This window comes from Sphingomonas metalli (assembly GCF_014641735.1).
GTDB classification, from domain to species: Bacteria; Pseudomonadota; Alphaproteobacteria; order Sphingomonadales; family Sphingomonadaceae; genus Sphingomonas; species Sphingomonas metalli.
Genome location: NZ_BMIH01000002.1, coordinates 369,873 through 394,019, shown reverse-complemented (window position 1 = coordinate 394,019; position 24,147 = coordinate 369,873). Strand labels below are relative to the sequence as shown.

The following is a 24,147-nucleotide window of genomic DNA, read 5'->3' as shown; positions in this document are numbered from 1 at the left end:
ATGGCCACCGACTTCTTCGCCGAGATCCCGCAGATCCAATATGAGGGTCCGGACAGCGACAACGAGCTCGCCTATCGCTTCTACGACAAGGACAAGGTCGTGCTGGGCAAGCGGATGGAGGATCACCTCCGCTTCGCGGCCTGTTTCTGGCACACCTTCTGCTGGCCCGGCTCCGACGTGTTCGGCGGCGGTACCTTCAACCGCCCGTGGCACCGCGGCGCGAACGACAGCGCCGCCGCGGCCGAGAAGCGCGAGGTGGCGTTCGACTTCTTCACCAAGCTCGACATCCCCTTCTACTGCTTCCACGACGTCGACGTGATGGCCGACGCGCAGACCGTCGCCGAGCATCGCCGCCTGTTCGCCGAGGCGGTCGACCATCTCGAAAAGCTACAGGGCTCGTCGGGCCGCCGCCTGCTCTGGGGCACCGCCAATTTGTTCAGCCATCCGCGCTTCGCCGCCGGCGGCGCGACCAATCCCGATCCGGAAGTGTTCGCATTCGGCGCGATGCAGGTCCGCGACGCGCTGGAGGCGACCCATCGCCTCGGCGGCAGCAACTATGTGCTGTGGGGCGGCCGCGAGGGCTACGAGACGCTGCACAACACCGATCTGAAGCGCGAGCTGGACAATCTGGGCCGCTTCCTCAGCCTGGTCGTCGAGCACAAGCACAAGATCGGCTTCACCGGCACGATCCTGATCGAGCCGAAGCCGCACGAGCCGACCAAGCACCAGTACGACTTCGACACCGCGACCGTGTACGGCTTCCTCAAGAAGTACGGCCTCGAGAACGAGGTGAAGGTCAATATCGAGGCCAACCACGCGACGCTGGCGGGCCACACTTTCGAGCATGAGATCGCGACCGCCGGCGCGCTCGGCATCTTCGGCTCGATCGACGCCAATCGCGGCGACCCGCAGAATGGCTGGGATACCGACCAGTTCCCCAACTCGGTCGACGAGCTGACGCTGGCCATGCTGGAGATCATCCGCGCGGGCGGCTTCACCACCGGCGGCTTCAACTTCGACGCCAAGGTGCGCCGCCAGTCGATGGACGCGGTGGACCTGTTCCACGGCCATGTCGGCGGGATCGACGTGGTCGCCAAGGGCCTGCTCAACGCCGCCGCGCTGATCGAGGACGGTCGCCTCGATGCGATCAAGAAGGACCGCTATGCGGGCTGGGAGGGCGATTTCGGCCAGCAGATCGCGGGCCTAGACCTTGCCGGCATCGCCGACCTGGCGGTCGAGAAGGCGATCGACCCCCAGCCGCGCTCCGGCCGGCAGGAGCGGATCGAGAACATCCTCAACCGGATCGTCCATCCGGGGAAGTGATCTCGCCGAGCTGTGATGGAAAAGGGGGCGGCCTGCGGGCCGCCCTTTTTTATGCTTCCACAGGTCAGTGCGAGACTTTTGCGACAGCCGCGACGGCACCCTTTTCGCGGTCATCCCGGACTTGTTCCGGGATCCACCGTGCCGCGAAATTCTAGGCTTGTGCGTTTGCAGTGCCGTGGATGCCGGAACAAGTCCGGCATGACGACGGCCTCTTGCAAAGGTGTCGCCTTCGCTGGGATGACGTTCGCCTCAGTCGGGATAGATAACGGCCTTCCGCCCGTAAATCCGGTCCAGCACCTCGGCGGAGCGCACATAATCGTCGGCTGCCGGATCATAGCCGCGCCCTTTAGCGAGGCGGATGGCCCAATCCGCGGCGGCGCGGCCGCCCCAGTCGTCGGGGCCGTCCGCCAGCACATGCGTCGCCGTCCCGGTGAAGCGGGCGGCGGTGAAGTCGTAGAAGCTGCCGCCGACGTTGCGCAGCGTCGCGCCGCCCTCGGTCCCGTAGAACTCCGCGGCGATCACCGCGTCCTGACCGGCATGGAGCCGCCACGAACAGGCCAGCCGCACCGCCGCGTCGCCGGCGCGGAAGGTCGCGCTGGCATAATCCTCCACCTGTCCGGCTCGAAGCGGCGCACCGCCCGCGAACAGCTGCGCGTCTGCGTCGGATACCGGCGGAAAGCCGAGCGCCCAGAGCGCAAGGTCGACCAGATGCACGCCCAGATCGACCACGCAGCCCCCGCCCGACTGGGCCGGATCGTAGAACCACGGCTTGTCGGGGCCATAGGCATTGTGAAAGGTCAGATCGACCGCGAACACCCGGCCGAGCGCACCGCTGCGGATCGCGTCGGCGATCGCGACCATGCCGGCGGTGTGGCGATAGGAGAGGTCGACGCCCAGCAGCCGGTCGGCCGCCTTCGCCGCGGCGAGCACCGCCGCCACTTCCTGCGCATCGCGACCGAGCGGCTTCTGGCAGAAGACCGCGACGCCTGCCTCCAGCGCGCGGATCGCCTGCTCGGCATGGAGCGCGCTGGGGGTGGCGATGACGATCCCGTCGAGGTCCAGCGCGAGCAGGGCGTCGATCGAATCCGCCACCTGCGCCTCGGGCGCCAGCGCCAGTGCCTCGGCCCGGCCCGCCGCGTCCGGTTCGCAGACCGCCGCCGCCTCGATCGCGCCGGTCGCGATCATCGCCGCCATCCGGTGCCGGCCGATCCAGCCGGTGCCGAGAAACCCGACCCGCGGCCTCATCGCAGCATCACCAGCGCCTTGACGAACCCCTCCGGCTTGTCGCGCGTCGCGTCGAGCGCCTCGCCCAGCCCCTCCAGCGGATAGCGGTGCGAATAGAGGGGCGCGGGGTCGAGCCGTCCATCCGCGACCCAGTCGATCGCCTCGCGCAGCCCGCGCATCTGCACCGCGGGATCGCGCTCATGCGCATTGGCGACGTCGATCCCCTTCCAGTTCCACATCTGCATCGACACCTGGCGCGGCCCGTCCTGATGATAGCCCGCGATCACCAGCCGGCCGCCGAACGCCACCAGCTCGCCGGCGAGGTCGAGCGGCCATTGCTTGCCGACCGCCTCGATCACGCGGTCGCACAGCGCCTCGCCGGTCAGCGTCTTGACCTGTTCGATGATCCGCCAGTGATCGTCCATCGCGATCGTCTCCGCCGCGCCATAGTGGCGGGCGAGTTCGAGCGATTCCGGGCGGCGGGAGATGGCGATCACCCGTGCGCCCGCGGCGCTGCACAGCCGGGTCAGCACCGCGCCCAGAAAGCCGATGCCGATGATCGCCACCGTCTGTCCGGCGCGCACGTCGCTGCGGCGGAAGATGTTGAAGGCGCAGCCCAGCGGCTCGCCCGGAAAGGGCTGTCCGTCGAGCGCGGCCGGCAGCTTCGCCACCATGTCGGCGCGGGCCAGGTCATACTCGGCGAAGCTGCGATAGGAGAGGGCGGCGACGCGGTCGCCGATCGCGAGCCCGGTCACGCCCTCGCCCAGCGCATCGATCGTGCCCCAGCCTTCATGGCCGAGGCCGCCGGGCTCGCCCGGATAGGTCATCCATTCGAGACCGGCCCATGGTTCAAGATTGGAGGCGCAGACGCCGCAGCCTTCCAACCGGATGCGGACCTCGCCCGCCCCCGGCTCGGGACGCGGGGCGTCGGCGAGGTCGATGCGGCCTGGTGCGGCCAAAAGGGCGGCGCGCATCAGGCGGCGGCGAGCGGCAGCGCCGGAGCGGCGGCGGGCGCGTAGCGCTCGATCATCTCCGCGCAGAAATCGGCGAACATCTGCGGCTCGCGCGCGCAGCTGGAATGATGCGGCGCGACGCCCAGATGCTCGGGCGTGAAGCAGAAGGTGACGGTGACGTCGAACTCGGCGAGCGCCTCCATCACCCGGTCGTACCAGTCGAGTGCGCCCGGTCGGAAGCGATCGGCCCAGGACAGGCCGGTGCGCAGCTTGCGCGTGCCGAGGCGCCGCATCCACTGCACCGCCTCGTCGAGGCGGGGATCCTCGAAATGGAACCACTGCATCAGGCCCATCTCTTCCGCATGGCGGGCATAGACGTCGAGCGCGGGCTTGGGCGTGCCGTCCTCGCGGATCAGGCCCATGTAGAAGTGGCGGTAATAGCTCGATCCTTCCGCCTCGCGGTGGCGAGTGGTCGCGCCCCAGGCCCGGGGCAGGTCGTAGAGCGAATACCAGTAGACGCGCGGCACGCGGCCGAGGAGCAGCTCGGCCGTCTTCTCGACGCCGAACACCTGGACCTCCTCCGCGCCGAACGAGCCGACGCCGACCTCGGTCACCCAGACCGGCTTGTCGGGCACCACCGCCTCGATCTCGGCGATCTTGGCGGGCCAGTCATGGATCGACCAGAGGTTCCAGTCGAGCGGGAAGCCATGCACCGCGACCACGTCGACCGCGTCGAGCGCGCCATGTGTCCGCATCCGGTTCACCCAGCCGGGATCGATCGGCGACATGCCGCCCAGCACCCGCGTGACCGCGGGATTGATCGCGTGGATGGCCGAGCCGGCACGGATGACATGGTCGGCATAGATCGACCAGTCGGGATCAAGTTCGGGATCCCAGTGAGACTTGTTGTTCGGCTCGTTCCAGATCATCGCGGCTTCGATCACGCGGCTTCCCCCTTTACCGGATAGACGGCCGCCGGCCCATATTGCGCGAATGGCACGGGCGCGGTGCGGCAGAGATAGACATCGACTTCGGCGGTGGCCTCGACGGTGAAGCCGGCGGCGCGCAGCATCGCCTGGCTGCACGCGGCGTTCGGCGCCCACCAGTTGGTCCAGTCGCCCGCGAAGCACCGCTCGATGAAGTGCATCTTCGGATAGCCGGGCGCGTCGAAATAGGCGGGCTGGCGGTAGCTGTCGGGCTCGAAGAAGGGATGGTCCTCCGGCACCGGATCGACCGCATCCGATCCCTGCTGCAGCGTCTGGAACAGCATCAGGTCGCCGGCGACATGCTCGCGGATCAGGTCCAGCGCCAGCAGCGGGTGGCGCAGATGGTAGAGGACGCCCATGAAGATGACGAGGTCGAACCGCTCGCCCAGCGCGGCGACGTCGTAGACCGACAGGTTGCGGAACTCGACGCCTTCGAACCCCAGCGCCTCGGTCGCCAGCCGTGCCTGCGCCAGATAGCGGTCGTCGCTGTCGATGCCGACGACCCGGGCCGCGCCGCGCCGCTTCATCTCGACCGAATAGAAGCCGGCGTTGCAGCCGATGTCGAGCACGCTGCGCCCGGTCATGTCGGCGGGGACCGCATCGGCGAACCGCGCGAACTTGGCGGCGGGATAGTCGCCCAAGAAATGGTCCGGTGCGGTCGTGATGCCACCCAGGTCGATATTGTGGAACCAGGGTCCGAGCGCTGCTATCCGTTGCTCCAGCCCGACCTCAACGGTCATTCTCGCCGTATCGGCCGCGTCCATCTCACCCCCGAAAGATCTGTTCGCTGCTTTGCGGGCGAACATTCCTGATCCAGATCGATCCGCAACTTGGAAGCTGGCGGCATTCGTTTCGCTAACGGTCGGATCCACGGCCGGTTCCGCCGGGTAAGTAGATCATTTTTTTGCCTTAACTTGCCTCAACTTTCGATGTCGCGCGCCGGCCGGAAAAGCGAGCGACGATCCGGACAGGGGCGGATCCGACCCCCGGAAAACCGGGCTTTGTAGCTGGTAGCCTGCGCCTGTGACCGACTTCGCCGGGGCCGCAGGCCGCTCGGCGCGACCGGAAACTCGCGGGAACTACCTACAATAGAACGACATTCCTGTGACATGAGCAGGGCTGGGAACATGCCGCCGGGGGACTGGGCCGCCGCGATGCGGGCGGGAGCCTATGAGGAGGCATGGAGCTATTGCGGGGCGTTGCTGGCGGCGCGCGATCCCGCGACGCGCGACGACCCGACGCTTCCCTACCATCTGCGCTGGGTGTGGGACGGGCGGCCGTTCGACGCGCAGTCCGTGCTGGTCCGCTGCTATCACGGGCTGGGCGACACGCTGCAATTCGCGCGCTTCCTGCCCCTGCTCGCCGCGCGCGCGGCACGGGTGACGGTGGTGGCGCAGCCATGCCTCGCGCCGCTCCTGCGGCGGGCGTTTCCGGGCATCACGATCCATCCGTTCGACCCGGCCCGGCCGCTCCCGCCCGCAGCGTGCGATCTCGAGATCGGCGAACTGCCGTTCGCATTGCGCGCGCGGCCCGGCGATGCGCGCGCCGACTGGGCGTCGGCCATTCCCGATCCGCTCCATCGCGGTGCGATCGGCCTGTGCCATGCGGCTGGCGAGTGGGACCCCGACCGGTCGCTGCCCGAGCGGCTGCTCGCACCGATAGCGGCCGCGCATCGCTGCATCACCCTGGTCGCCGCGCCGAGCGGACTGCCGGTCGACAATCCCGCCGGCTGCCCGCTCGACATGGAGCGGACCGCCGCGCTGGTCGCGGGCTGCGCGCAGGTGGTCACGGTCGACACGATGATCGCGCATCTGGCCGGCGCGCTCGGCCGCCCGGTGCTGCTGCTGCTCAAGGCGGAGCCCGACTGGCGATGGAACCCCGCGGCGCGCGTCAGCGACTGGTATCCGGCGACGCGCCTGTTTCCGCAATCCCGCCCCGGCGACTGGTCCCGCCCGGTCGCCGCCATCGTCCGCGCGCTCGCGCCTCGCCCCGCAAAGGAAACGCCGTCATGGCCAGCATCGCCACGCCTTCCGTCCCCGTCTCCTGGGGTGAACTGCTCGACAAGCTGACCATCCTCGAGATCAAGCGCGACCGGATCGCCCGCGCCGAGGCGCGGGCCAATGTGGCGCGCGAATATGGCCTGTTGCGCCGGATCGGCGGCCAGGCCCTGTCCCGCGAGGGCGTCGCGCCGCTCGTCGGGGCGCTCAAGCAGGTCAACGAAGCCCTATGGGAGATCGAGGACGCGATCCGCGAGCGGGAGGCGGCGACCGACTTCGGCGCCGACTTCGTCGCGCTCGCCCGGCAGGTCTATCAGCAGAACGACCGACGCGCGGCGCTGAAGCGCGCGATCAACGTGCAGCTCGAATCCGACCTGATGGAAGAGAAGAGCTATTCGGGCAGCGAGACGATCCGGATCGCGCCGCCATCCCTCGCCGCGTCGACCGAGAAGCGCGCGAGCGAGCCCGGCGCGCAGGGCAGGTCGTAGAGCCGGTCGAGGCCCGCGCCGGACAGGAAGGCGATCATGCCGCGGATCACGTCGCAATGGGTGACGGCCAGGATGCTGCCGCCTCCCGAGCTCGTCCCGATCCCGCGCATCCAGCCGAGGGCGCGGGCGACCACTTCCTCCATCGTCTCGCCCCCGGGGCACCGGGCAGTCGCGCGCCGGGCGTTCCACAGCTGCCAGTCCGCATCACCGTCCAGCTCGGCGAAATCACGACCGGTGAAGCTGCCGAAGTCGATCTCGTCGAGCGCCGCCGTGGTGACGACAGGAAGCCCGCGCGGGTCGGCGATCCGGACGGCGGTCTGCTGCGTGCGCGGGCGCGGACTGGCATGGATCTCCGCCAGCGGTTCGTCGGCCAGCCGGGCTGCCAATGCGGCGGCCTCGGCATGGCCGCTCGCGTTCAGGCCGATCGCCGACCGACCGCTCAGGATGCGGCCGACCTCGTCATGCGTGCCGTGGCGCGCGAGCAGGATGGAGCGGGCCATCAGACCGTTTCGGTCACAAAGATCAACGGGAACAAAGACAAAGAAGATGCATTTGCTTTCATGTTGTGCCCGAAATGATCGTCAGAAATCAAGTCTGCGGACAAAGTTAACAAGCATCAAGCTAAAGTAGTAATTTAGATTAATACAGTTGATCGAGATTAATTTAGCGGGGGAGTCGAGGGACGATGGCCGAACAGATTCTTGTCACCGGCGGCGCCGGGTTCATCGGCCGCTCCGTCTGCCAGGAACTGCTGCGCCGCGGTAACCGGGTGCGCGTGCTCGATGCGATGATCGAACAGGTCCACGGCCATGTCGACGGCGCGAAGATGCTCGATCCCGAGGTCGAGCTGATCCGGGCGGATGTCCGCGACGGCGAGGCGGTGGCCAAGGCGCTCGAGAGCGTCGACAGCGTCGTCCATCTCGCCGCCGAAGTGGGCGTCGGCCAATCGATGTACGAGGTCGAGCGTTACACCTCGACCAATGATGTCGGCACCGCCGTGCTGTTCGAGCGGCTGATCGACCACCCCGTGCGACGCGTCGTCACCGCCTCGTCGATGAGCATCTATGGCGAGGGGCTCTACCGCGACGCCGACGGCCGGCTGGTCGAGGATGCCGAGCGCGGGCTGGTGCGCGACGGCCAGGCCGTGTGGGACCCGCTGGATGCGGAGGGACGCCCGTTGACCCCGGTGGCGACGCCGGAGAGCAAGCGCCCGTCGCTCGCCTCGATCTACGCGCTCAACAAATATGTGCAGGAGCGCACCACCCATATCATGGGCGCGCCCTATGGCATCGAGAGCGTGTGCCTGCGCCTGTTCAACGTCTACGGGCCGGGTCAGGCGCTGTCGAACCCCTATACGGGCGTGCTGGCGATCTTCGCCTCGCGCCTGCTCAACGGGCAGCAGCCGATGATCTTCGAGGACGGGGCGCAGCGGCGCGACTTCGTCCATGTCTCCGACGTCGCCCGCGCCTTCTGCGACGCGCTGACCGATCCGCGCGCGCCGGGCGAGACGCTCAATATCGGCTCGGGTCGCGACCGGTCGGTGACCGAGGTCGCGGAAGCACTCGCGCGGGCGATGGGCAAGAACGCGATCGCGCCCGAGATCGTCGGCAAGGCGCGGATCGGCGACATCCGCCACTGTTTCGGCGATATCGCCCGGGCCGGCCGCGTGCTCGACTTTGCGCCGCGACAGGACTTCGAAGAGGGGCTCGCAGAGCTCGCCGAATGGGTCGGCCAGCAGACCGCGCTAGACCGCGTGTCGGAAGCGCGCGCCGAGCTGGAGCGCCGGGGCCTCGTCGCATGAGCGGGGAGCGGATCCTCGTCACCGGCGGGGCCGGCTTCATCGGCTCGAACATCGCGGACCGGCTGGCGGGGGAGGGGCATGACGTCCTGATCTACGACGCGCTCTCCCGCCCCGGCGTCGAGCGCAACCTCGCCTGGCTGCAGGAGCGGCACGGCGCGCGCATCCACGCGATCGTCGCCGACATCCGCGACGAGGCGAGCCTGGCCCGCGCGGTCGACGATGCCGATGCGGTGTTCCACATGGCGGCGCAGGTGGCGGTCACCACCAGCCTGGCCGATCCGCGCGACGACCTGTCGATCAACATCCTCGGCACGTTCAACCTGCTGGAGGCGATCCGCGCCGCAGGCAGGAAGACGCCGCTGGTCTTCGCCTCGACCAACAAGGTCTATGGCGACCTCGCCGATATCGCCTTCCGCCCGACCGAGGCGGGCTATCTGCCAGCCGATCCCGCATTGCGCGCCCATGGCATCGGCGAGGACCGGCCGCTCGACTTCCACACGCCCTATGGCTGCTCGAAGGGCGCGGCGGACCAATATGTGCTCGACTATGCGCGCAGCTACGGCCTGCCCGCTGCGGTGCTGCGGATGAGCTGCATCTATGGCCAGCGCCAGATGGGAACCGAGGATCAGGGCTGGGTCGCTCATTTCCTGATCCGCGCGCTGACCGGCGAGCGCATCACCCTCTATGGCGACGGCCATCAGGTGCGCGACATCCTCGACGTGTCGGACGCGGTCGACGCCTATGTCGCGGCGTGGCGGCGGATCGACCGCGTCGCCGGCCGCGCCTTCAATCTGGGCGGCGGGGCGAGCAACGCCGTCAGCCTGCGCACGCTGATCGCCGAGATCGGCGCGCTGACCGGCGGCGCGCCGGACGTGGTGTTCGACGACTGGCGCGCGGGCGACCAGCGCTATTTCGTCGCAGACACCCGCCACGTTCGCGAGACGCTGGGCCTGTCCAACCCCGTGCCGTGGCGCGACGGCGTGGCGGCGCTCGCCCGCTGGCTGGCGGAGGAGCGCGGTCTGTCCTTGCCCGTGGTGACGGAGCGGCCGCGCGTGGCGGCGCTGTGACCAAGCGCCGCCTGCTGATGACCGCCGACTCGGTCGGTGGGGTGTGGCAATATGCGATCGATCTCGCCGACGCGCTGGCCCGCGACCATGACGTGGTGATCGCGCATCTGGGACCCGCGCCCGACACCGCGCAGCGCGCGGCGCTGGCGGCGCGCACCTCGATCCGGCTGGTCGAGACAGGCCAGCGGCTCGATTGGCTGGCCAGCGACTCCGCCGCGGTCCGCGCCGCGGCCCGCGGCGTGGCCGAGCTGGCACAGGCGATCGATGCCGATATCGTCCAGCTCAACTCGCCCGCCCTGGCAGGCGCGTACCGGTTCGACCGGCCGGTCGTCGCGGTCGATCATGGCTGCGTCGCGACCTGGTGGGATGCGGTGCGGCCGGGCGAGGCGCCGCCCGCGGCGATGCGCTGGCATGTCGAGCTGGTCGGGCAGGGGCTGCGCGCCGCGGATTGCGTCGTGACGCCCACCGCGGCCTATGGCGAGGCAGTGCGGCGCTGCTATGCGCTCCCCTTCGCACCGCTCGCCGTCCATAACGGCCGCACCCGGCTGACCCGGCCCGAGGGGGTGCCGACGCGCCGCGCCTTCACCGCCGGGCGGCTCTGGGACGCGGCCAAGTCGACCCCGCTGCTCGATGCGGTCGCGGCGCGGCTGCCGATCCCGTTCGTTGCCGCCGGCCCCGCGACGGCCCCCTATGGCGAGGCGGTGACGCTCGACCATCTCTGCCATCTCGGCACGCTCGGCGAACATGGGCTGGCGCGGCAGCTGGCGCAGCGGCCGGTCTTCGTCTCCGCCGCCCGGTTCGAGCCGTTCGGGCTGGCGGTGCTGGAGGCGGCCTCGGCCGGCTGTCCGCTCGTCCTGTCGGACATACCGGCGTTTCGCGAGCTGTGGGATGGCGCGGCGCATTTCGTCGCGGGCGAGGCGCCCGACGACTGGGCGCGCGCGATCATGGCGCTGGCGGACGATCCGCACGAGGCGGCGTGGCTGGGTCAGGCCGCCGCCGCCCGCGCCGCCCGCCGCACCCCGGCGGCGATGGCGGAGGGGATGCGCGCGGCCTTCGCCCGCGTCGCACCGCCTGCCCGGCTGCGGGAGAGGGCGGCATGAGGATCGCCTATTTCACCCACAGCCTCGCCTCCTGCTGGAACCATGGCAATGCGCACTTCCTGCGCGGGGTGATGCGCGAGCTGATCCGGCGCGGACATGACGTGCGCGTGTTCGAGCCGGCGGACGCGTGGAGCCTCGCCAATCTGCGCCAGGACCATGGCGAGGCGGGGCTGGACGCCTATCGCGACGCCTATCCCGACCTCTCCTCCACCGCCTTCGCCGCCGATGCCGATCCGGCGGAGCTGATCGGTGACGCGGACCTCGTCATCGTCCACGAGTGGAACGACCCGGCGCTGGTCGCGGCGATCGGGCGGGTGCGCGCGCGTGGCGGCACGTTCCGCCTGCTGTTCCACGACACGCATCACCGCGCGGTCAGCGCGCCCGAAGAGATGCGCGCCTATGACCTGTCGGCCTATGACGGGGTGCTCGCGTTCGGCGAGACGCTGTCGCAGGTCTATCGCGGCTGGGGCTGGGAGGGTCGCGTCTGGACGTGGCACGAGGCGGCCGACCTCACGCGCTTCCACCCGCCGACGACGGAGGGCCCGCGCGAGGGACTGGTCTGGATCGGCAATTGGGGCGACGGCGAACGCAACGCCGAGATCGAGGCGTATCTGCTCGCCCCCGCCGCCGCGGCCGGGCTGTCGCTCGACATCTATGGCGTCCGCTATCCCGAAGAGGCGCGCGCGGCACTGGCTCGGCACGGCGCACGCTATCACGGCTGGGCGCCCAACGCCGCCGCCCCGGGGATCTTCGCGCGGCATCTGGCGACCGTCCATGTGCCGCGACGCTACTACGCCACCATCCTGCCCGGCATCCCGACCATCCGCGTGTTCGAGGCGCTGGCCTGCGGCATCCCGCTCGTCTCCGCGCCGTGGGACGATGCGGAGGGGCTGTTCCGGCCGGGCACCGACTATCTGGTCGCGCGCGACGGCGACGAGATGACCCGCCATCTGACGACGCTTCGCGACGTTCCCGAGCTGCGCCGCGAACTGGTCGCGCACGGCCTCGAAACCATCCGGGCGCGCCACAGCTGCGCGCACCGCGTCGACGAGCTGGAGGCGATCGCGCGCCAGCTCTCCACCCCCGATAGCGTCAGGAACGCCGCATGAAGATCGCCTTCTACGGATCGAGCCTGCTGTCCTCCTACTGGAACGGCGCGGCGACCTATTATCGCGGCATCCTGAAGGCGCTGGCCGGCCATGGCCATGCCATCACCTTCTACGAGCCGGACGCCTTCGACCGGCAGCAGCATCGCGACATCGAGCCGCCCGACTGGGCGCGCGTCGTCGTCTATCCCGCGACGGAGGAGGGGCTGCGCTCCGTCCTGTCGCATGCGCCGGAGGCCGATGTGGTGGTCAAGGCGAACGGCGTCGGCGTGTTCGACCGCGAGCTGCTCGAAGGCGTGGTGCGCCTCGCCCGCCCCGACGCGCTGCGCATCTTCTGGGACGTCGACGCCGCCGCGACGCTGGACGAGATGCGCGACGCGCCCGACCATCCGGTGCGTCATGCGCTGCCCGCGCTCGACATGGTGCTGACCTATGGCGGCGGACCGCCGGTGATCGCCGCCTATGAGGCGTTCGGCGCACGGCGCTGCATCCCGGTCTACAACGCGCTCGATCCCGAGACGCATCATCCGGTGCCGCCCGATCCTGCCTTCGCCTGCGACCTCGCATTCCTCGGCAATCGCCTGCCCGACCGGGAAGCGCGGGTGGAGGAATTCTTCCTGCGTGCCGCCGCCCTGTCGCCCGACCGGTCCTTCCTGATCGGCGGCAATGGCTGGGAGACGAAGTACATGCCCGGCAACGTCCGCCATCGCGGCCATGTCTACACCGCCGAGCACAACGCCTTCAACGCGACGCCGCGCGCGGTGCTGAACGTTGCGCGCGACTCCATGGCGCATGTCGGCTTCTCGCCCGCGACCCGCGTGTTCGAGGCGGCGGGCGCCGCCGCCTGCCTGATCACCGATGCCTGGGAAGGGATCGAGCTGTTCCTGACCCCCGATGTCGAGGTGCTGGTGGCGCGCGACGGGCAGGACGTCGCCGATCATCTCGCCGCACTGACCCCCGAACGCGCCGCCGCGATCGGCAAGGCGGCGCGCGAACGGGTGCTGGCGCAGCACAGCTATGCGCTGCGCGGGGATCAGGTCGCCGCGATCCTCGCCGAACATGTGGCGCGCATCCTGGAGGCCGCATGAAACTCGTCGTCCTCGGCCTCAGCCTCGGCTCGTCCTGGGGCAATGGCCATGCCACCACCTTCCGGGCGCTGCTGCGCGCCTATGCCGAGCGGGGGCACGACATCCTGTTCCTCGAGCGGGAGGTACCCTGGTATGCGGGCGCGCATCGCGACCTGACCGATCCCGATTTCTGCCGGCTCGCCTATTATCGCAGCCTCGCCGCGCTCGACGACTGGCACGCGGAGATCGCCGCGGCGGATGCGGTGATCGTCGGCTCCTATGTGCCCGACGGGGTAGCGGTCGCCCGCTTCGTGCAGGCTCATGCGCAGGGCGTCACCGCCTTCTACGACATCGACACGCCGGTGACGCTGGCGAAGCTGGCGCGCGGCGAACACGAATATCTGTCGCCCGCGGTCATTCCCGGCTTCGACGTCTATTTGTCCTTCACCGGCGGGCCGACTCTGACCCGGATCGAGCAGCGCTATGGCGCGCCGCGCGCGCGGGCGCTCTATTGCTCGGTCGACGCCGATGCCTATCGCCCGCTCGGCGGCGAGACGCGCTGGGATCTCACCTATCTCGGCACCTATAGCGACGATCGCCAGCCGACGCTGGAGCGGCTGCTGATCGAGCCCGCGCGCCGCCGCCCCGACCTGCGCTTCGCCGTGGCGGGGCCGCAATATCCCGACACGATCGACTGGCCCGCCAATGTCGAGCGGATCGAGCATCTGCCGCCGGCCGAGCACGCCGCCTTCTACTCCGCCTCGCGCCTGACGCTCAACGTGACCCGCGCGGACATGATCGCGGCGGGCTGGTCGCCCTCGGTCCGGCTGTTCGAGGCGGGCGCATGCGGCACGCCGATCCTGTCCGATCGCTGGGACGGGATCGAGACGCTGTTCGCGCCGGGCGAGGCGATCCTGCTCGCCGACACGACTGACGACGCGCTCGCCGCGCTCGCCATAGACGCCGGGCCGATCGGGCAGGCGGCGCGCGAGCAGGTGCTCGCCGGCCATACCGCGCGCCACCGCGCGGAAGAACTCGAACGCCATCTGCAAGAGGCGTCGCAGGACAAGGGGAGAAGAACGATGGGGATGGCAACGACAGACCAGGAGGCGCCGCTGACGCTGGTCGCCGGCGGCGCGGGGTTCATCGGCTCGCACCTGTGCGCGGCGCTGCTCGCCCGCGGCGAGCATGTCGTGTGCCTCGACAATCTCCAGACCGCGCGCGCGTCGAACCTGCGCGCGCTGGAGGCGCATCCGCGCTTCGAGTTCGTCCGCGCCGATGTCGTCGATCCGCTGCCCGCCAGCATCCTCCATCGCGCGGCCCGCTTCACCCGCGTCTACAATCTTGCCTGTGCGGCCTCTCCGCCGCAATATCAGGAAGATCCCGAGCATACGATGCTCACCTGCGTGCTCGGTACCGACCATCTGCTGCGACTGGCGGAGCAGGCGGGCGCGCGTTTCCTCCTGACCTCGACCAGCGAGGTCTATGGCGACCCGGAGATCCATCCGCAGCGCGAGGATTATCGCGGCTTCGTCAACTGTACCGGTCCGCGCGCCTGCTATGACGAGGGCAAGCGCGCGGCGGAGGCGATGACCTTCGACTTCGCACGCACCGGTCGCGCCGATGTGCGCGTCGCCCGCATCTTCAACACCTATGGCCCGCACATGCATCCCGATGACGGGCGCGTCGTCTCCAACCTCATCTGCCAGGCGCTGTCGGGCCGGCCGATTACCATCTATGGCGACGGCACCCAGACGCGCAGCTTCTGCTACGTCTCCGATCTGGTCGACGGGCTGATGCGCCTGATGGAGAGCGAGATCGACGGGATGGAGCCGATCAATCTCGGCAATCCTAACGAGATGCCGGTCAATGACTTGCTCGACCGGATCGTCGGGCTGACCGGGGCGGAGGCGCCGGTCGAATATCGCCCGCTGCCGGTCGACGATCCCCGCCGCCGCCGCCCCGACATCGCCCGCGCCGCCGCGCTGCTCGGCTGGGCGCCCAAGGTGTCGCTGGACGAGGGGCTGGCGGCGACCTGCGCCTGGTTCGCGACCGAACTGGCGGAAGGGGAGGCGCTGGCCTGCGCCGCCGAATAGTGGACCCGCGCCGCGGACGCCCTATATTCCGGCCATGACCTATCAGGATCCGCGCGCGTTTCTCTACCGCGAGCTTTCGCCCGACACCGCCCAGGCACTGACCGCCGAGGCGCTGGGGCGGGCCGATGACGGCGAACTCTTCCTGCAATATCGCCGGACCGAGGCGTTCGGCTTCGACGACGGACGGCTGAAGACGGCGAGCTACGACACCAATGCCGGCTTCGGCCTGCGTGCGGTGTCGGGCGAGATGACCGCCTTCGCCCATGCCAGCGAGCTGAGCGCGGACGCGATCCGCCGGGCCGGTCAGACCATGGCGCTGATCGATCCCGCCACCGCGCCGCGGGCGCCCGCGCCGCAGCGGACCAATGCGCGGCTCTATACCGACACCGATCCGCTAGACCTCGTGCCCTTCGCCGACAAGGTGAACCTGTGCCAGACGATCGACGCCGCCGCCCGCGCGCGCGACCCGCGCGTCGCTCAGGTCTCGGTCGGCCTGTCGGGCAGCTGGAGCGTGGTGGAGATCGTCCGCCCCGACGGCTTCCTCGCCACCGATGTGCGCCCGCTGGTGCGGCTCAACATCCAGATCGTCGTGGAGTCGAACGGCCGGCGCGAGACGGGGACGTTCGGGATCGGCGGCCGCTATCTCTACGACCGGCTGCTCGACCCGTCGGTGTGGAACCGCGGGATCGACGAGGCGCTGGCGCAGGCGCTGGTGAACCTGGAATCGGTCGCCGCGCCCGCGGGCGAGATGACGGTGCTGCTCGGGGCGGGCTGGCCGGGCGTGCTGCTCCACGAGGCGATCGGCCACGGGCTGGAGGGCGACTTCAACCGCAAGGGCACGTCCGCCTTTTCCGGCCGGATCGGCGAGCGGGTGGCCGCGCCCGGCATCACCATCGTCGACGACGGCTCGATCGCCGACCGCCGCGGTTCGCTGACCATCGATGACGAGGGCACGCCGACGCGCGAGACGGTGCTGATCGAGGACGGCATCCTCAAGGGCTATATGCAGGACCGGCTCAACGCCCGGCTGATGGGCGTGCCCGCGACCGGCAACGGCCGCCGCGAAAGCTATGCGCACGCACCGATGCCGCGCATGACCAACACCTTCATGAAGGCCGGCCGCGACGATCCCGCCGAGCTGCTCGGCCGCGTGAAGAAGGGGATCTTCGCCAAGAGCTTCGGCGGCGGCCAGGTCGATATCGTCTCGGGCAAGTTCGTCTTCTCCTGCACGGAGGCGTACCGGATCGAGGACGGCCGGATCGGCGCGCCGATCAAGGGCGCGACGCTGATCGGCGACGGCCCCACGGTGCTCACCAAGGTGACCGGCATCGGCAACGACTTCGCCCTCGACGAAGGCATCGGCGTCTGCGGCAAGGGCGGGCAGAGCGTGCCGGCGGGCGTGGGCCAGCCGACGCTGCTGGTAGAGGGGCTGACCGTCGGGGGGACGGCGACGGGGTGAGGCGCGTCAGAAGCCGGTGATCAACAAATCCAGGGCCGCCTTGATGTCGTATTCGTGCTCGGACAAGGATACGACGATACCGAGTATGTCCCGCTTGTTTATGCTGCGGGCAAGCGGCGTGATCATGGTGAGCCTCTCGCCGTCAACGTCGAATGTCGGTGTCAACCGCGGAAGATCGACCTGTTTGGTCGCCCGCAGGGGCACCACGAAGCGGGTGTCTAGATCGGCCAGGAAATCGGACTGGCAGTCCAGCGCAATGACCCCGCCCGTCACTTTGACCGCATCGAACTGCGCCATCAGAGAGCCGGCAAATGCGCGAGCGGGTCGCCGTTTTCAGCGTACCATGCGTTGAAGCGCGCGATGCTTTCTCTGTTTTCTTCCCGCCAACGCTGTTCCTCGGCCTTTTTGACAGCAACGCGCAGCGCGGCCTCGGTCACACGCGACAGGTTGATGCCCGCCTTTCGCGCGGCATCGACGATCCCCGTGTCCAGCGAGACGTTGACGGGACGCCGGCGGCTTGCGGAAATATCCTCGTGCTTCATACGCGCAAGATATGCGCACGATAGATGCTCGTCAAGGAAGGCGATGCCATGAACCTCGTCGAACTCGGCCGCTTTTCGCGCAACGAGGCGCATATCATCGTCGGGCGGCTGGAGGCGGAGGGGATCCCCGCCGTCACCTTCGATGGCGGCGCGAGCATCGCGGATGGCAGCTGGCTGCTGATCCCGGTGCGGGTGATGATCGATGACGAGGACCTTGCCGCGGCGCAGGCAATCCTCGCTGCCCAATAAACAGGCATCTGCGCCGAACTGCCCGAAAAGTTACTGCTTCGTTACGGCCTGAGCGACCTCCGCCGCGCGGCGACAGGGCAGCGCGCAACTGGCACGACGCTTGCGATGCCAGTCCCCGGACACTCTTGCGAAAGAAGGGGGCGGGATGAAGCTGGTCATTGCGGTCATCAAGCCGTTCAAGCTCGACGAGGTGAGGGAAGCCCTCACCACCTTGGGCGTGGCGGGGATGACGGTCACCGAGGTGAAGGGTTTCGGCCGCCAGAAGGGCCAGACCGAAATCTATCGCGGGGCCGAATACAGCACCAACATGGTGCCCAAGATCAAGATCGAGGTGGTCTGCGCCAGCGGCATCGCCGACCGGGTGGTCGAGGCGATCCAGCAGTCCGCCAACACCGGCGCGATCGGCGACGGCAAGATCTTCGTCCTCGATGTCGGTCAGGCCGTGCGCATCCGCACCGGCGAGACCGACGATTCGGCGCTGTGATGATGAAGGGGGGTTCCATGAAAATCGGGAAGCTCGCCGGGGCTGCGGCCCTCGGCGTCGCGGCGCTCGCCGCTCTGCCCGCGTTCGCGCAAGGGGCGGCTCCGGCCGCGCCGGTCGTGCCGACCGCGGCGATGGTCAACAAGGGCGACGTGAGCTGGATGCTCGTCTCCACCGCCTTCGTGCTGATGATGTCGGTGCCGGGCCTCGCCCTCTTCTATGGCGGCCTGGTGCGCGCCAAGAACATGCTGTCGGTGCTGATGCAGGTGCTGACGATCGTCTGCGTCGCCTCGCTGGTCTGGGTCAGCTGGGGCTATTCCATGGCCTTCACCAACGGCGGCGGGCTCAACAGCTTCGTCGGCGGCTTCTCCAAGATCGGGCTGCAGGGCGTCGACGCGACCACCTTCGCCGCGACCTTCTCGAACGGCGTCTATCTGCCCGAGCTGGTCTTCGTGATCTTCCAGATGACCTTCGCCTGCATCACGCCGGCGCTGATCGTCGGCGCCTTCGCGGAGCGGGTGAAGTTCACGCCGCTGATCGTCTTCACGGTGCTGTGGCTGACGCTCGTCTATTTCCCGATGGCCCACATGGTCTGGTACTGGCCGGGCCCGGACTTCCAGCCCGGCGCCCCTGACGATCACGGCCTGCTCTGGGGCTGGGGTGCGCTCGACTTCGCCGGCGGCACCGTCGTCCACATCAACGCCGGCATCGCGGGCCTGATGGGCTGCCTCGTGATCGGCAAGCGCCGCGGCTACAAGGCCGAGCCGATGCCGCCCCACTCGCTGGTGATGACCATGATCGGCGCCAGCCTGCTGTGGATCGGCTGGTTCGGGTTCAACGCCGGCTCCAACCTCGAATCGAACGCGGTCACCGCGGTCGCCTTCATCAACACCTTCACCGCCACGGCGGCGGCGGGCGTGGCCTGGGCGCTGATCGAGCAGATCGTCCACAAGAAGCCCTCGCTCCTCGGCGCGGCCTCGGGCGTGGTCGCGGGCCTCGTCGCCATCACCCCGGCGGCAGGCTTTGCCCATCCCATGACCTCGATCGTCCTGGGTGCGGTGGCGAGCGGCGTCTGCTTCGTCTTCGTGACGACCGTGAAGAACAAGCTGGGCTATGACGACAGCCTCGACGTGTTCGGCGTCCACTGCGTCGGCGGCATCGTCGGCGCGATCGCGACCGGCATCGTCGCCGCGCCGTCTCTCGGTGGCCAGGGCGTGTTCGACTACAACGTCCTGCCGGCAACCTTCGACCCGGCGACCTACAGCATCGCCGCGCAGGTCTGGATCCAGATCAAGGCCGTGGTCTTCACCCTCGTCTTCTCGGGCGTGATCTCCTTCGTGCTGTTCTTCGTGCTCGACAAGACCATGGGCCTGCGCCCGACCGCCGAGGTCGAGGCCGAGGGGCTCGACATCGCCGAGCATGGCGAGCGCGCCTACAATATGTGACCCGATCGGGGGCGGCCCGGCGAGAAGGCCGCCCCCCACCGACGTTCCTCCTGCGGACGATACTGAAGGCCCGGTACGGCGACGTACCGGGCCCTTTTTTCGTCGACGTAACCTGCATCGTAGGACGCCGCGGCACGGTGGTGCAGGACCGCGGCATGGCGCAGGGCGACAGGCGGGACGGGACACGACAGGTCGGCCTGTTACGGCGGCTGGGCACCGGCGTGATCACCGGCGCGGCGGACGACGATCCCTCCGCGATCGGTACCTATGCCAGCGCGGGTGCGCGGTTCGGTTTCGCCTTCCTCTGGATCGCACCGGTGCTGCTGCCGATGATGTTCGTCGTCACCTATCTCTCGGCGAAGCTCGGGCGGGTCTATGGCAAGGGACTGTTCGCGGCGATCCGCGACCGCTACCCGCGCTGGCTGCTTCACCCGCTGATGATCGGCGCCTTCACCGGCAATGTGATCGAAGCCGCCGCCAATCTCGGCGGCGTCGGCGCGGCGCTCAACCTGCTGGTGCCGATCCCCGTCCCGGCGATCGTCGTGGCGGTGGCGGCCGGCGCGGCGCTGTTCCAGCTGTTCGGCAGCTACGAACTGCTCCGCCGCATCTTCCGCTGGCTGACGCTCGCGCTGTTCGCCTACGTCGCCGCCGCGATCATGGCGCAGCCGGACTGGGGCACCGTGATCCGCGCGACGCTCAGCCCGCAGATCCGCCTGTCGTCGGATTTCCTCGCCATGGTGGTGGCGTGCATCGGCACCTCGCTGTCGGCCTATGTCTATACCTGGCAGTCGAACCAGGAGGTCGAGGAGCAGATCGCCGACGGGCTGACCACACCCGGCCAGCGCCGGGGCGCCAGCCGGCGCGAGCTGGCGCGGACCCGGCGCGACGTGCTGGTCGGTATGGTCTTTGCCAATATCATCCTGTATTTCATCATCCTCTCCACCGCCGCGACGCTGCACCCGGCCGGCATCCGGCAGATCGACAGCGCCGCGCAGGCGGCCGGCGCGCTGGAGCCGCTGGCCGGCCCCTTCGCCAAATGGCTGTTCGCGCTGGGCGTGGTCGGCGTCGGCTTCCTCGCCGTGCCGGTGATGACGACGGGCGCGGCCTATGACCTGGTGCAGGGGCTGGGGCGCGAGGGGAGCCTGCACGACAGCCCGGCCGAGGCGCGGCTGTTCTACGGGCTGATTGTGATCGTGACGGTCGTCGCGGCGGGGCTCAACTTCCTCGGCGTGAACCCGATGCGCGCGCTGGTCCTGTCCGGGATCGTCCAGGGCTTCTCCGTCCCGCCGCTGCTCGCGATGATGATGCTGATGACGGGCGATAGGCGGATGATGGGCGCGCGGCGCAACGGCCGGCTGCTGACGGTGGCAGGCTGGGGGACGACCTCGGTGACGGCGCTGGCGACGCTGGCGCTGGTGGTGAGCTGGTTCTGAGGGGGGGCAAGCGTCCGGCCACCAATACCTTCTTCCCGTCACTCACACCCGTTCGTGCTGAGCGAAGTCGAAGCAATGTACTCTTCTTCGCCGGGCATCAGCGCTTGCGGCGCGAAGAACAGCGCTTCGACAAGCCCGGTGCGAACGGGGGGGGGGGGGGGATGGCTTTTGTCGCCCCTCAATACCGCCGCCGCCGCCGATCCAGCATCGGCCGCAAGCGAATCCCCACGAAGATCGCCGTCGGCCAGAACAGCGTGTTCGCCACGTCGCCCAGCGTGTCGTCCCACCGCCAGCTGCCGTACATCAGCCGGTCCATGATCTCGTTGAACGCCTCCGCCACGATCACCACCGACAGCGGCACCACGCTGCCCAGCGAGCGGCGGGTGACCAGCCGGGCGATCATCAGCACGGCCATGCCGGCATGGATGTGGAGGATCGTGTCGGGCAGGCCCGTGCCGTCGCCGATCCACTGGATGAATTGCTGGTAGAGCGCCGGCGCCTCGCGCGCATGGGTGGCGGCGCTGTGGGCGACGTCGTGGACGGTGTTGGCGGCGGTCATGCGCGGAAGGATTTAGGGGCCAGCCTGCGAATGTCGAGCGCATCGACCCCGGCGAGCGCCACCTCGCCCAGCCGCCGGTCGCCCGTCTCCACCAATATGCCGCGTTCGGTCGAGCGCACGGCGCGCCATGCCACCTCGCACGCGACCAGTTGCCGCCCGAGCCGCTTGACGGCCGCGACGCGCCCGTCCTCGGTCACCGCCAGCGCGCCGATCCCGTCCGCCCCCACCACGGCGCCGGAGACGCGGGTGCCGGGCAGCACCGTCTCCACCGCGGTCGCCGCATCCTCGGGGCTCTCGATCCGGGCCGGGCGGCGGCGGCGGAGCAGCAGCCAGCCGGCGCCCCCCAGCAGCACGACACTGCCCGCGCCCACCGCGGTTCCCGCGATCAGCTCGGGCGTGATCGCGATCACTGTCCGTTCGCCAGCGCGTCCAGCGTCGGCCGCAGCGCCGAAAGATCATAGCCCGCATGCGCCGCCTGGCCGACCAGCAGCGCGGGGTCGCGGCCGCCCTTCGCCGCCGCCAGCGCCCAGAGATTGCAGGACCGGGTGCCCGACCGGCAATAGGCGAGGACCGGACCCTCGGCTGCGGTCAGCGCCGCGCCCATCGCGTCGAGCATCGGCATCGACATGCCCTCGCGCCCCACGGGGATCGCGGTGTAGCGCAGTCCCGCCGCTTCCGCCGCGGCGCGGATCGCCTCGCCATCGGGCTGGCCCGGCTCCTCGCCGTCGGGGCGGTTGTTGACGATCGCGACATAGCCCGCCGCCGCGATCGCCGGCACATCCTCGGGCCGGATCTGGGGGGCGACGGCGACACGGTCGTTGAGCGGGCGGATCATGGTTACCGCCTAACTCATCGCAACCGCCGCGTCAGCAGCGAAGTCGTCACGCACGCGTCACGAAGCCTGCCGGATCACCTCCAGAAAGGCATCGCCATAGGCGTCGAGCTTGCGCGCGCCGATGCCGGACAGCATCGCCAGCTGGGCGCGGCCCGCGGGCCGCTGCGCCGCCATGTCGCGCAGCACCGAATCATGGAAGATCACATAGGGCGGGACGCCCGCCTCCTGCGCCAGTTCGCGTCGGCGCGCGCGCAGCGCCTCGAACAGGGGATTGTCCGCCGGGTTCGCCGCGACCGGCGCGCCGCGCCGCGAGGACCGCCGCTCGCGCTTGGGCGGGACGACGACCGACAGGCTCGCCTCACCCTTCAGCAGCGCGCGGGCGGCGGGGCCGAACTCCAGCCCGCCATGCGGATTGGTGCGCAGCGCGTCGCGCAGCTGGAGCGCACGGAACACGGGTTTCAGCAGCCGCGTCTCGTCGCCGTCCACGATCCCCCAGACCGACAGCGCCTCGTGCCCGCTGGTCAGGCTGCGCTCGGTCGACTGGCCGGTCAGCACCTGCTCGATATAGGTCGCGCCGAACATCTGGCCGGTGCGGAACACGGCCGAGAGATATTTCTGTGCCGTCTGCGTGGCATCGATCGCATCGCCCGAGCCGAGGCAATTGTCGCAATTGCCGCAGTCCTCGGTCGGGTTCTCGCCGAAATGGCGCAGCAGGATGCGGCGGCGGCATCCGCCCGTCTCGACCAGCGCGCCCATCGCTGCCAGCCGCTGCCGCTCGCCCGCCTGCCGTGCCGGCTCCACCTCCGCGATCCGCTGGCGCGCGCGGGCGAAGTCGTCGGCGCCCCAGAAGAGATGCGCGACCGACGGGTCGCCGTCGCGACCCGCGCGGCCGGTCTCCTGATAATAGGCCTCGATCGATTTCGGCAGGCCGGCATGGGCGACGAAGCGGACGTCGGGCTTGTCGATTCCCATGCCGAAGGCGACGGTGGCGCAGATCACCATGTCTTCGGAGGCGACGAAGTCCGCCTGGTTCCTCGCGCGCACCGGTGCATCGAGCCCGGCATGATAGGCGCGGGTCGGTCGCCCGGTGGCGCGGCCCAGCGCTTCGGCCAGCTTCTCGGTCTGCGCGCGCGTCTGCGCATAGACGATGCCGGGGCCGGGCGTGACCGCGATCAGGTCGGCGATCTGCCGCGTGATCTGGTCGCGCGGGCTGATGGTGTAGCGGATGTTGGGCCGGTCGAAGCCCGACACGATCGTGCCTTCCTCCGGGATGCCGAGCTGGCGGGCGATGTCGGCGCGGGTATGCGCGTCCGCCGTCGCCGTCAGGGCAAGGCGCGGCACCTCCGGAAAGGCATCCATCAGCGGCCCGAGCAGGCGATAGTCGGGCCGGAAGTCGTGGCCCCATTCGCTGACGCAATGCGCCTCGTCGATCGCGAACAGCGACAGCTTCGCGCTGCCGAGCAGATCGCGGAAATGCCCGCCCGACGCACGCTCCGGCGCGACATAGAGTAGGTCCAGCTCGCCCGCCTTTAGCCGCGCGATCGTCTCGCCGCGATTCTCGTCGACGGATGTCAGCGTCGCAGCGCGGATGCCCACCGCGGTCGCGGCGCGCAGCTGGTCGTGCATCAGCGCGATCAAGGGCGAGACGACCACGCACGTCCCCTCCAGCATCACCGAGGGTAGTTGGTAGCAAAGCGACTTGCCCGCGCCCGTCGGCATCACCGCCAGCGTCCGCTCGCCCGCCAGCACGCGCGCCACCACCTCTTCCTGCACGCCCCGAAAGGCGGGGAAACCGAAGACGCGGGAGAGTGTGGGAAGCGGGTCGATGACCATCTGCGGCCCTGTAGGCGAGGCGGCGGCGCGGGTCGAGCGTAACGCCGTCGCAACGACGTCCGGGTCGCCGAGTGCCGTTTAGGCCGATCATCGGCGGAGCCCG

General features: G+C 69.5%; 25 protein-coding genes. 14 read left to right on the top strand and 11 right to left on the bottom strand.

From position 1 onward, the window contains the following. Positions 1–1,323, top strand: coding sequence for a xylose isomerase (xylA, locus tag IEX18_RS08100; protein ID WP_188658217.1), 1,323 nt, complete (start codon positions 1–3; stop codon positions 1,321–1,323). A 249-nt stretch (positions 1,324–1,572) separates the two neighbouring features. Here xylA and IEX18_RS08095 read toward each other — a convergent pair whose 3' ends face one another. The 4 genes from IEX18_RS08095 to IEX18_RS08080 are packed head-to-tail and all read right to left on the bottom strand — an operon-like array spanning position 1,573 to position 5,226. Continuing rightward, complete coding sequence (locus tag IEX18_RS08095; RefSeq protein WP_188658216.1) at positions 1,573–2,568, bottom strand: Gfo/Idh/MocA family protein; 996 nt, start codon at positions 2,566–2,568, stop codon at positions 1,573–1,575. Continuing rightward, positions 2,565–3,521 (bottom strand): MDR/zinc-dependent alcohol dehydrogenase-like family protein, encoded by a 957-nt coding sequence (locus IEX18_RS08090; protein ID WP_188658215.1) that lies wholly within the window; start codon positions 3,519–3,521, stop codon positions 2,565–2,567. Before IEX18_RS08090 ends, IEX18_RS08095 begins: the two co-directional genes overlap by 4 nt. Continuing rightward, positions 3,521–4,444 (bottom strand): glycosyl hydrolase, encoded by a 924-nt coding sequence (locus IEX18_RS08085; protein WP_188658214.1) that lies wholly within the window; start codon positions 4,442–4,444, stop codon positions 3,521–3,523. The genes IEX18_RS08090 and IEX18_RS08085 overlap by 1 nt, the downstream gene beginning before the upstream one ends. After that, a complete protein-coding gene (locus tag IEX18_RS08080) occupies positions 4,441–5,226 on the bottom strand; it encodes a TIGR04290 family methyltransferase (RefSeq protein WP_188658213.1) in 786 nt (261 codons plus the stop codon). The genes IEX18_RS08085 and IEX18_RS08080 overlap by 4 nt, the downstream gene beginning before the upstream one ends. Positions 5,227–5,595: 369 nt before the next feature. Here IEX18_RS08080 and IEX18_RS08075 point away from each other — a divergent pair, with 369 nt between their 5' ends. After that, complete coding sequence (locus IEX18_RS08075) at positions 5,596–6,555, top strand: glycosyltransferase family 9 protein (RefSeq protein WP_229664443.1); 960 nt, start codon at positions 5,596–5,598, stop codon at positions 6,553–6,555. Beyond that, complete coding sequence (locus IEX18_RS08070) at positions 6,495–6,971, top strand: DUF6165 family protein (protein WP_229664442.1); 477 nt, start codon at positions 6,495–6,497, stop codon at positions 6,969–6,971. The genes IEX18_RS08075 and IEX18_RS08070 overlap by 61 nt, the downstream gene beginning before the upstream one ends. Here the strand turns inward: IEX18_RS08070 and IEX18_RS08065 are convergent. Next, complete coding sequence (locus IEX18_RS08065) at positions 6,875–7,471, bottom strand: histidine phosphatase family protein (RefSeq protein WP_188658212.1); 597 nt, start codon at positions 7,469–7,471, stop codon at positions 6,875–6,877. The genes IEX18_RS08070 and IEX18_RS08065 overlap by 97 nt on opposite strands. A 185-nt stretch (positions 7,472–7,656) precedes the next feature. On the opposite strand from IEX18_RS08065, the gene IEX18_RS08060 reads away from it, so the two are divergent. Genes IEX18_RS08060 through tldD form a run of 7 tightly spaced genes read left to right on the top strand, consistent with a single transcriptional unit; the run spans position 7,657 to position 16,667 of the window. Further along, positions 7,657–8,772 carry an SDR family NAD(P)-dependent oxidoreductase gene (locus IEX18_RS08060; RefSeq protein ID WP_188658211.1) on the top strand — a complete coding sequence of 372 codons (1,116 nt, stop codon included), beginning with the start codon at positions 7,657–7,659 and terminating at the stop codon, positions 8,770–8,772. Beyond that, positions 8,769–9,839, top strand: a complete 1,071-nt coding sequence (locus IEX18_RS08055; RefSeq protein WP_188658210.1) for an SDR family NAD(P)-dependent oxidoreductase — start codon at positions 8,769–8,771, stop codon at positions 9,837–9,839. The genes IEX18_RS08060 and IEX18_RS08055 overlap by 4 nt, the downstream gene beginning before the upstream one ends. Then, on the top strand, positions 9,836–10,939 hold the full coding sequence (locus IEX18_RS08050; RefSeq protein WP_229664441.1) for a glycosyltransferase family 4 protein: 1,104 nt from the start codon (positions 9,836–9,838) through the stop codon (positions 10,937–10,939). Before IEX18_RS08055 ends, IEX18_RS08050 begins: the two co-directional genes overlap by 4 nt. Continuing rightward, entirely contained in the window at positions 10,936–12,048 is a 1,113-nt protein-coding gene (locus tag IEX18_RS08045; RefSeq protein ID WP_188658209.1) for a CgeB family protein, read from the top strand. The genes IEX18_RS08050 and IEX18_RS08045 overlap by 4 nt, the downstream gene beginning before the upstream one ends. Then, entirely contained in the window at positions 12,045–13,133 is a 1,089-nt protein-coding gene (locus IEX18_RS08040; RefSeq protein WP_188658208.1) for a CgeB family protein, read from the top strand. Before IEX18_RS08045 ends, IEX18_RS08040 begins: the two co-directional genes overlap by 4 nt. Further along, entirely contained in the window at positions 13,130–15,208 is a 2,079-nt protein-coding gene (locus tag IEX18_RS18810) for a bifunctional glycosyltransferase/UDP-glucuronate decarboxylase (RefSeq protein ID WP_308419332.1), read from the top strand. Before IEX18_RS08040 ends, IEX18_RS18810 begins: the two co-directional genes overlap by 4 nt. Before the next feature lie 34 nt (positions 15,209–15,242). Then, the gene (tldD, locus tag IEX18_RS08025) at positions 15,243–16,667 is read left to right on the top strand and encodes a metalloprotease TldD (protein WP_188658207.1); all 1,425 of its coding nucleotides are present in this window, start codon (positions 15,243–15,245) and stop codon (positions 16,665–16,667) included. A gap of 6 nt (positions 16,668–16,673) precedes the next feature. Here tldD and IEX18_RS08020 read toward each other — a convergent pair whose 3' ends face one another. Further along, complete coding sequence (locus tag IEX18_RS08020) at positions 16,674–16,964, bottom strand: CcdB family protein (RefSeq protein ID WP_188658206.1); 291 nt, start codon at positions 16,962–16,964, stop codon at positions 16,674–16,676. Further along, positions 16,964–17,209, bottom strand: coding sequence for a type II toxin-antitoxin system CcdA family antitoxin (locus IEX18_RS08015; protein WP_188658205.1), 246 nt, complete (start codon positions 17,207–17,209; stop codon positions 16,964–16,966). The genes IEX18_RS08020 and IEX18_RS08015 overlap by 1 nt, the downstream gene beginning before the upstream one ends. Before the next feature lie 48 nt (positions 17,210–17,257). On the opposite strand from IEX18_RS08015, the gene IEX18_RS08010 reads away from it, so the two are divergent. The 4 genes from IEX18_RS08010 (at position 17,258) to IEX18_RS07995 (ending at position 20,817) form a co-directional block, all read left to right on the top strand. Continuing rightward, positions 17,258–17,458, top strand: coding sequence for a putative signal transducing protein (locus IEX18_RS08010; RefSeq protein WP_188658645.1), 201 nt, complete (start codon positions 17,258–17,260; stop codon positions 17,456–17,458). A gap of 145 nt (positions 17,459–17,603) precedes the next feature. Beyond that, complete coding sequence (locus tag IEX18_RS08005; protein WP_188658204.1) at positions 17,604–17,942, top strand: P-II family nitrogen regulator; 339 nt, start codon at positions 17,604–17,606, stop codon at positions 17,940–17,942. A gap of 17 nt (positions 17,943–17,959) precedes the next feature. After that, positions 17,960–19,384 carry an ammonium transporter gene (locus IEX18_RS08000; protein WP_188658203.1) on the top strand — a complete coding sequence of 475 codons (1,425 nt, stop codon included), beginning with the start codon at positions 17,960–17,962 and terminating at the stop codon, positions 19,382–19,384. A gap of 137 nt (positions 19,385–19,521) precedes the next feature. Next, positions 19,522–20,817: an Nramp family divalent metal transporter gene (locus IEX18_RS07995; protein WP_229664440.1), complete on the top strand. Its 1,296-nt coding sequence runs from the start codon at positions 19,522–19,524 to the stop codon at positions 20,815–20,817. Between the two features lie 178 nt (positions 20,818–20,995). Here the strand turns inward: IEX18_RS07995 and IEX18_RS07990 are convergent, their stop codons facing one another. Genes IEX18_RS07990 through recQ form a run of 4 tightly spaced genes read right to left on the bottom strand, consistent with a single transcriptional unit; the run spans position 20,996 to position 24,044 of the window. Continuing rightward, positions 20,996–21,376, bottom strand: a complete 381-nt coding sequence (locus IEX18_RS07990; RefSeq protein ID WP_229664439.1) for a hypothetical protein — start codon at positions 21,374–21,376, stop codon at positions 20,996–20,998. Then, positions 21,373–21,786, bottom strand: a complete 414-nt coding sequence (locus IEX18_RS07985; protein ID WP_229664438.1) for a hypothetical protein — start codon at positions 21,784–21,786, stop codon at positions 21,373–21,375. Before IEX18_RS07985 ends, IEX18_RS07990 begins: the two co-directional genes overlap by 4 nt. After that, positions 21,783–22,211 carry a protein tyrosine phosphatase family protein gene (locus IEX18_RS07980; protein WP_188658202.1) on the bottom strand — a complete coding sequence of 143 codons (429 nt, stop codon included), beginning with the start codon at positions 22,209–22,211 and terminating at the stop codon, positions 21,783–21,785. Before IEX18_RS07980 ends, IEX18_RS07985 begins: the two co-directional genes overlap by 4 nt. Before the next feature lie 57 nt (positions 22,212–22,268). Continuing rightward, entirely contained in the window at positions 22,269–24,044 is a 1,776-nt protein-coding gene (recQ, locus tag IEX18_RS07975) for a DNA helicase RecQ (RefSeq protein ID WP_188658201.1), read from the bottom strand. Between the last annotated feature and the right edge of the window lie 103 nt (positions 24,045–24,147).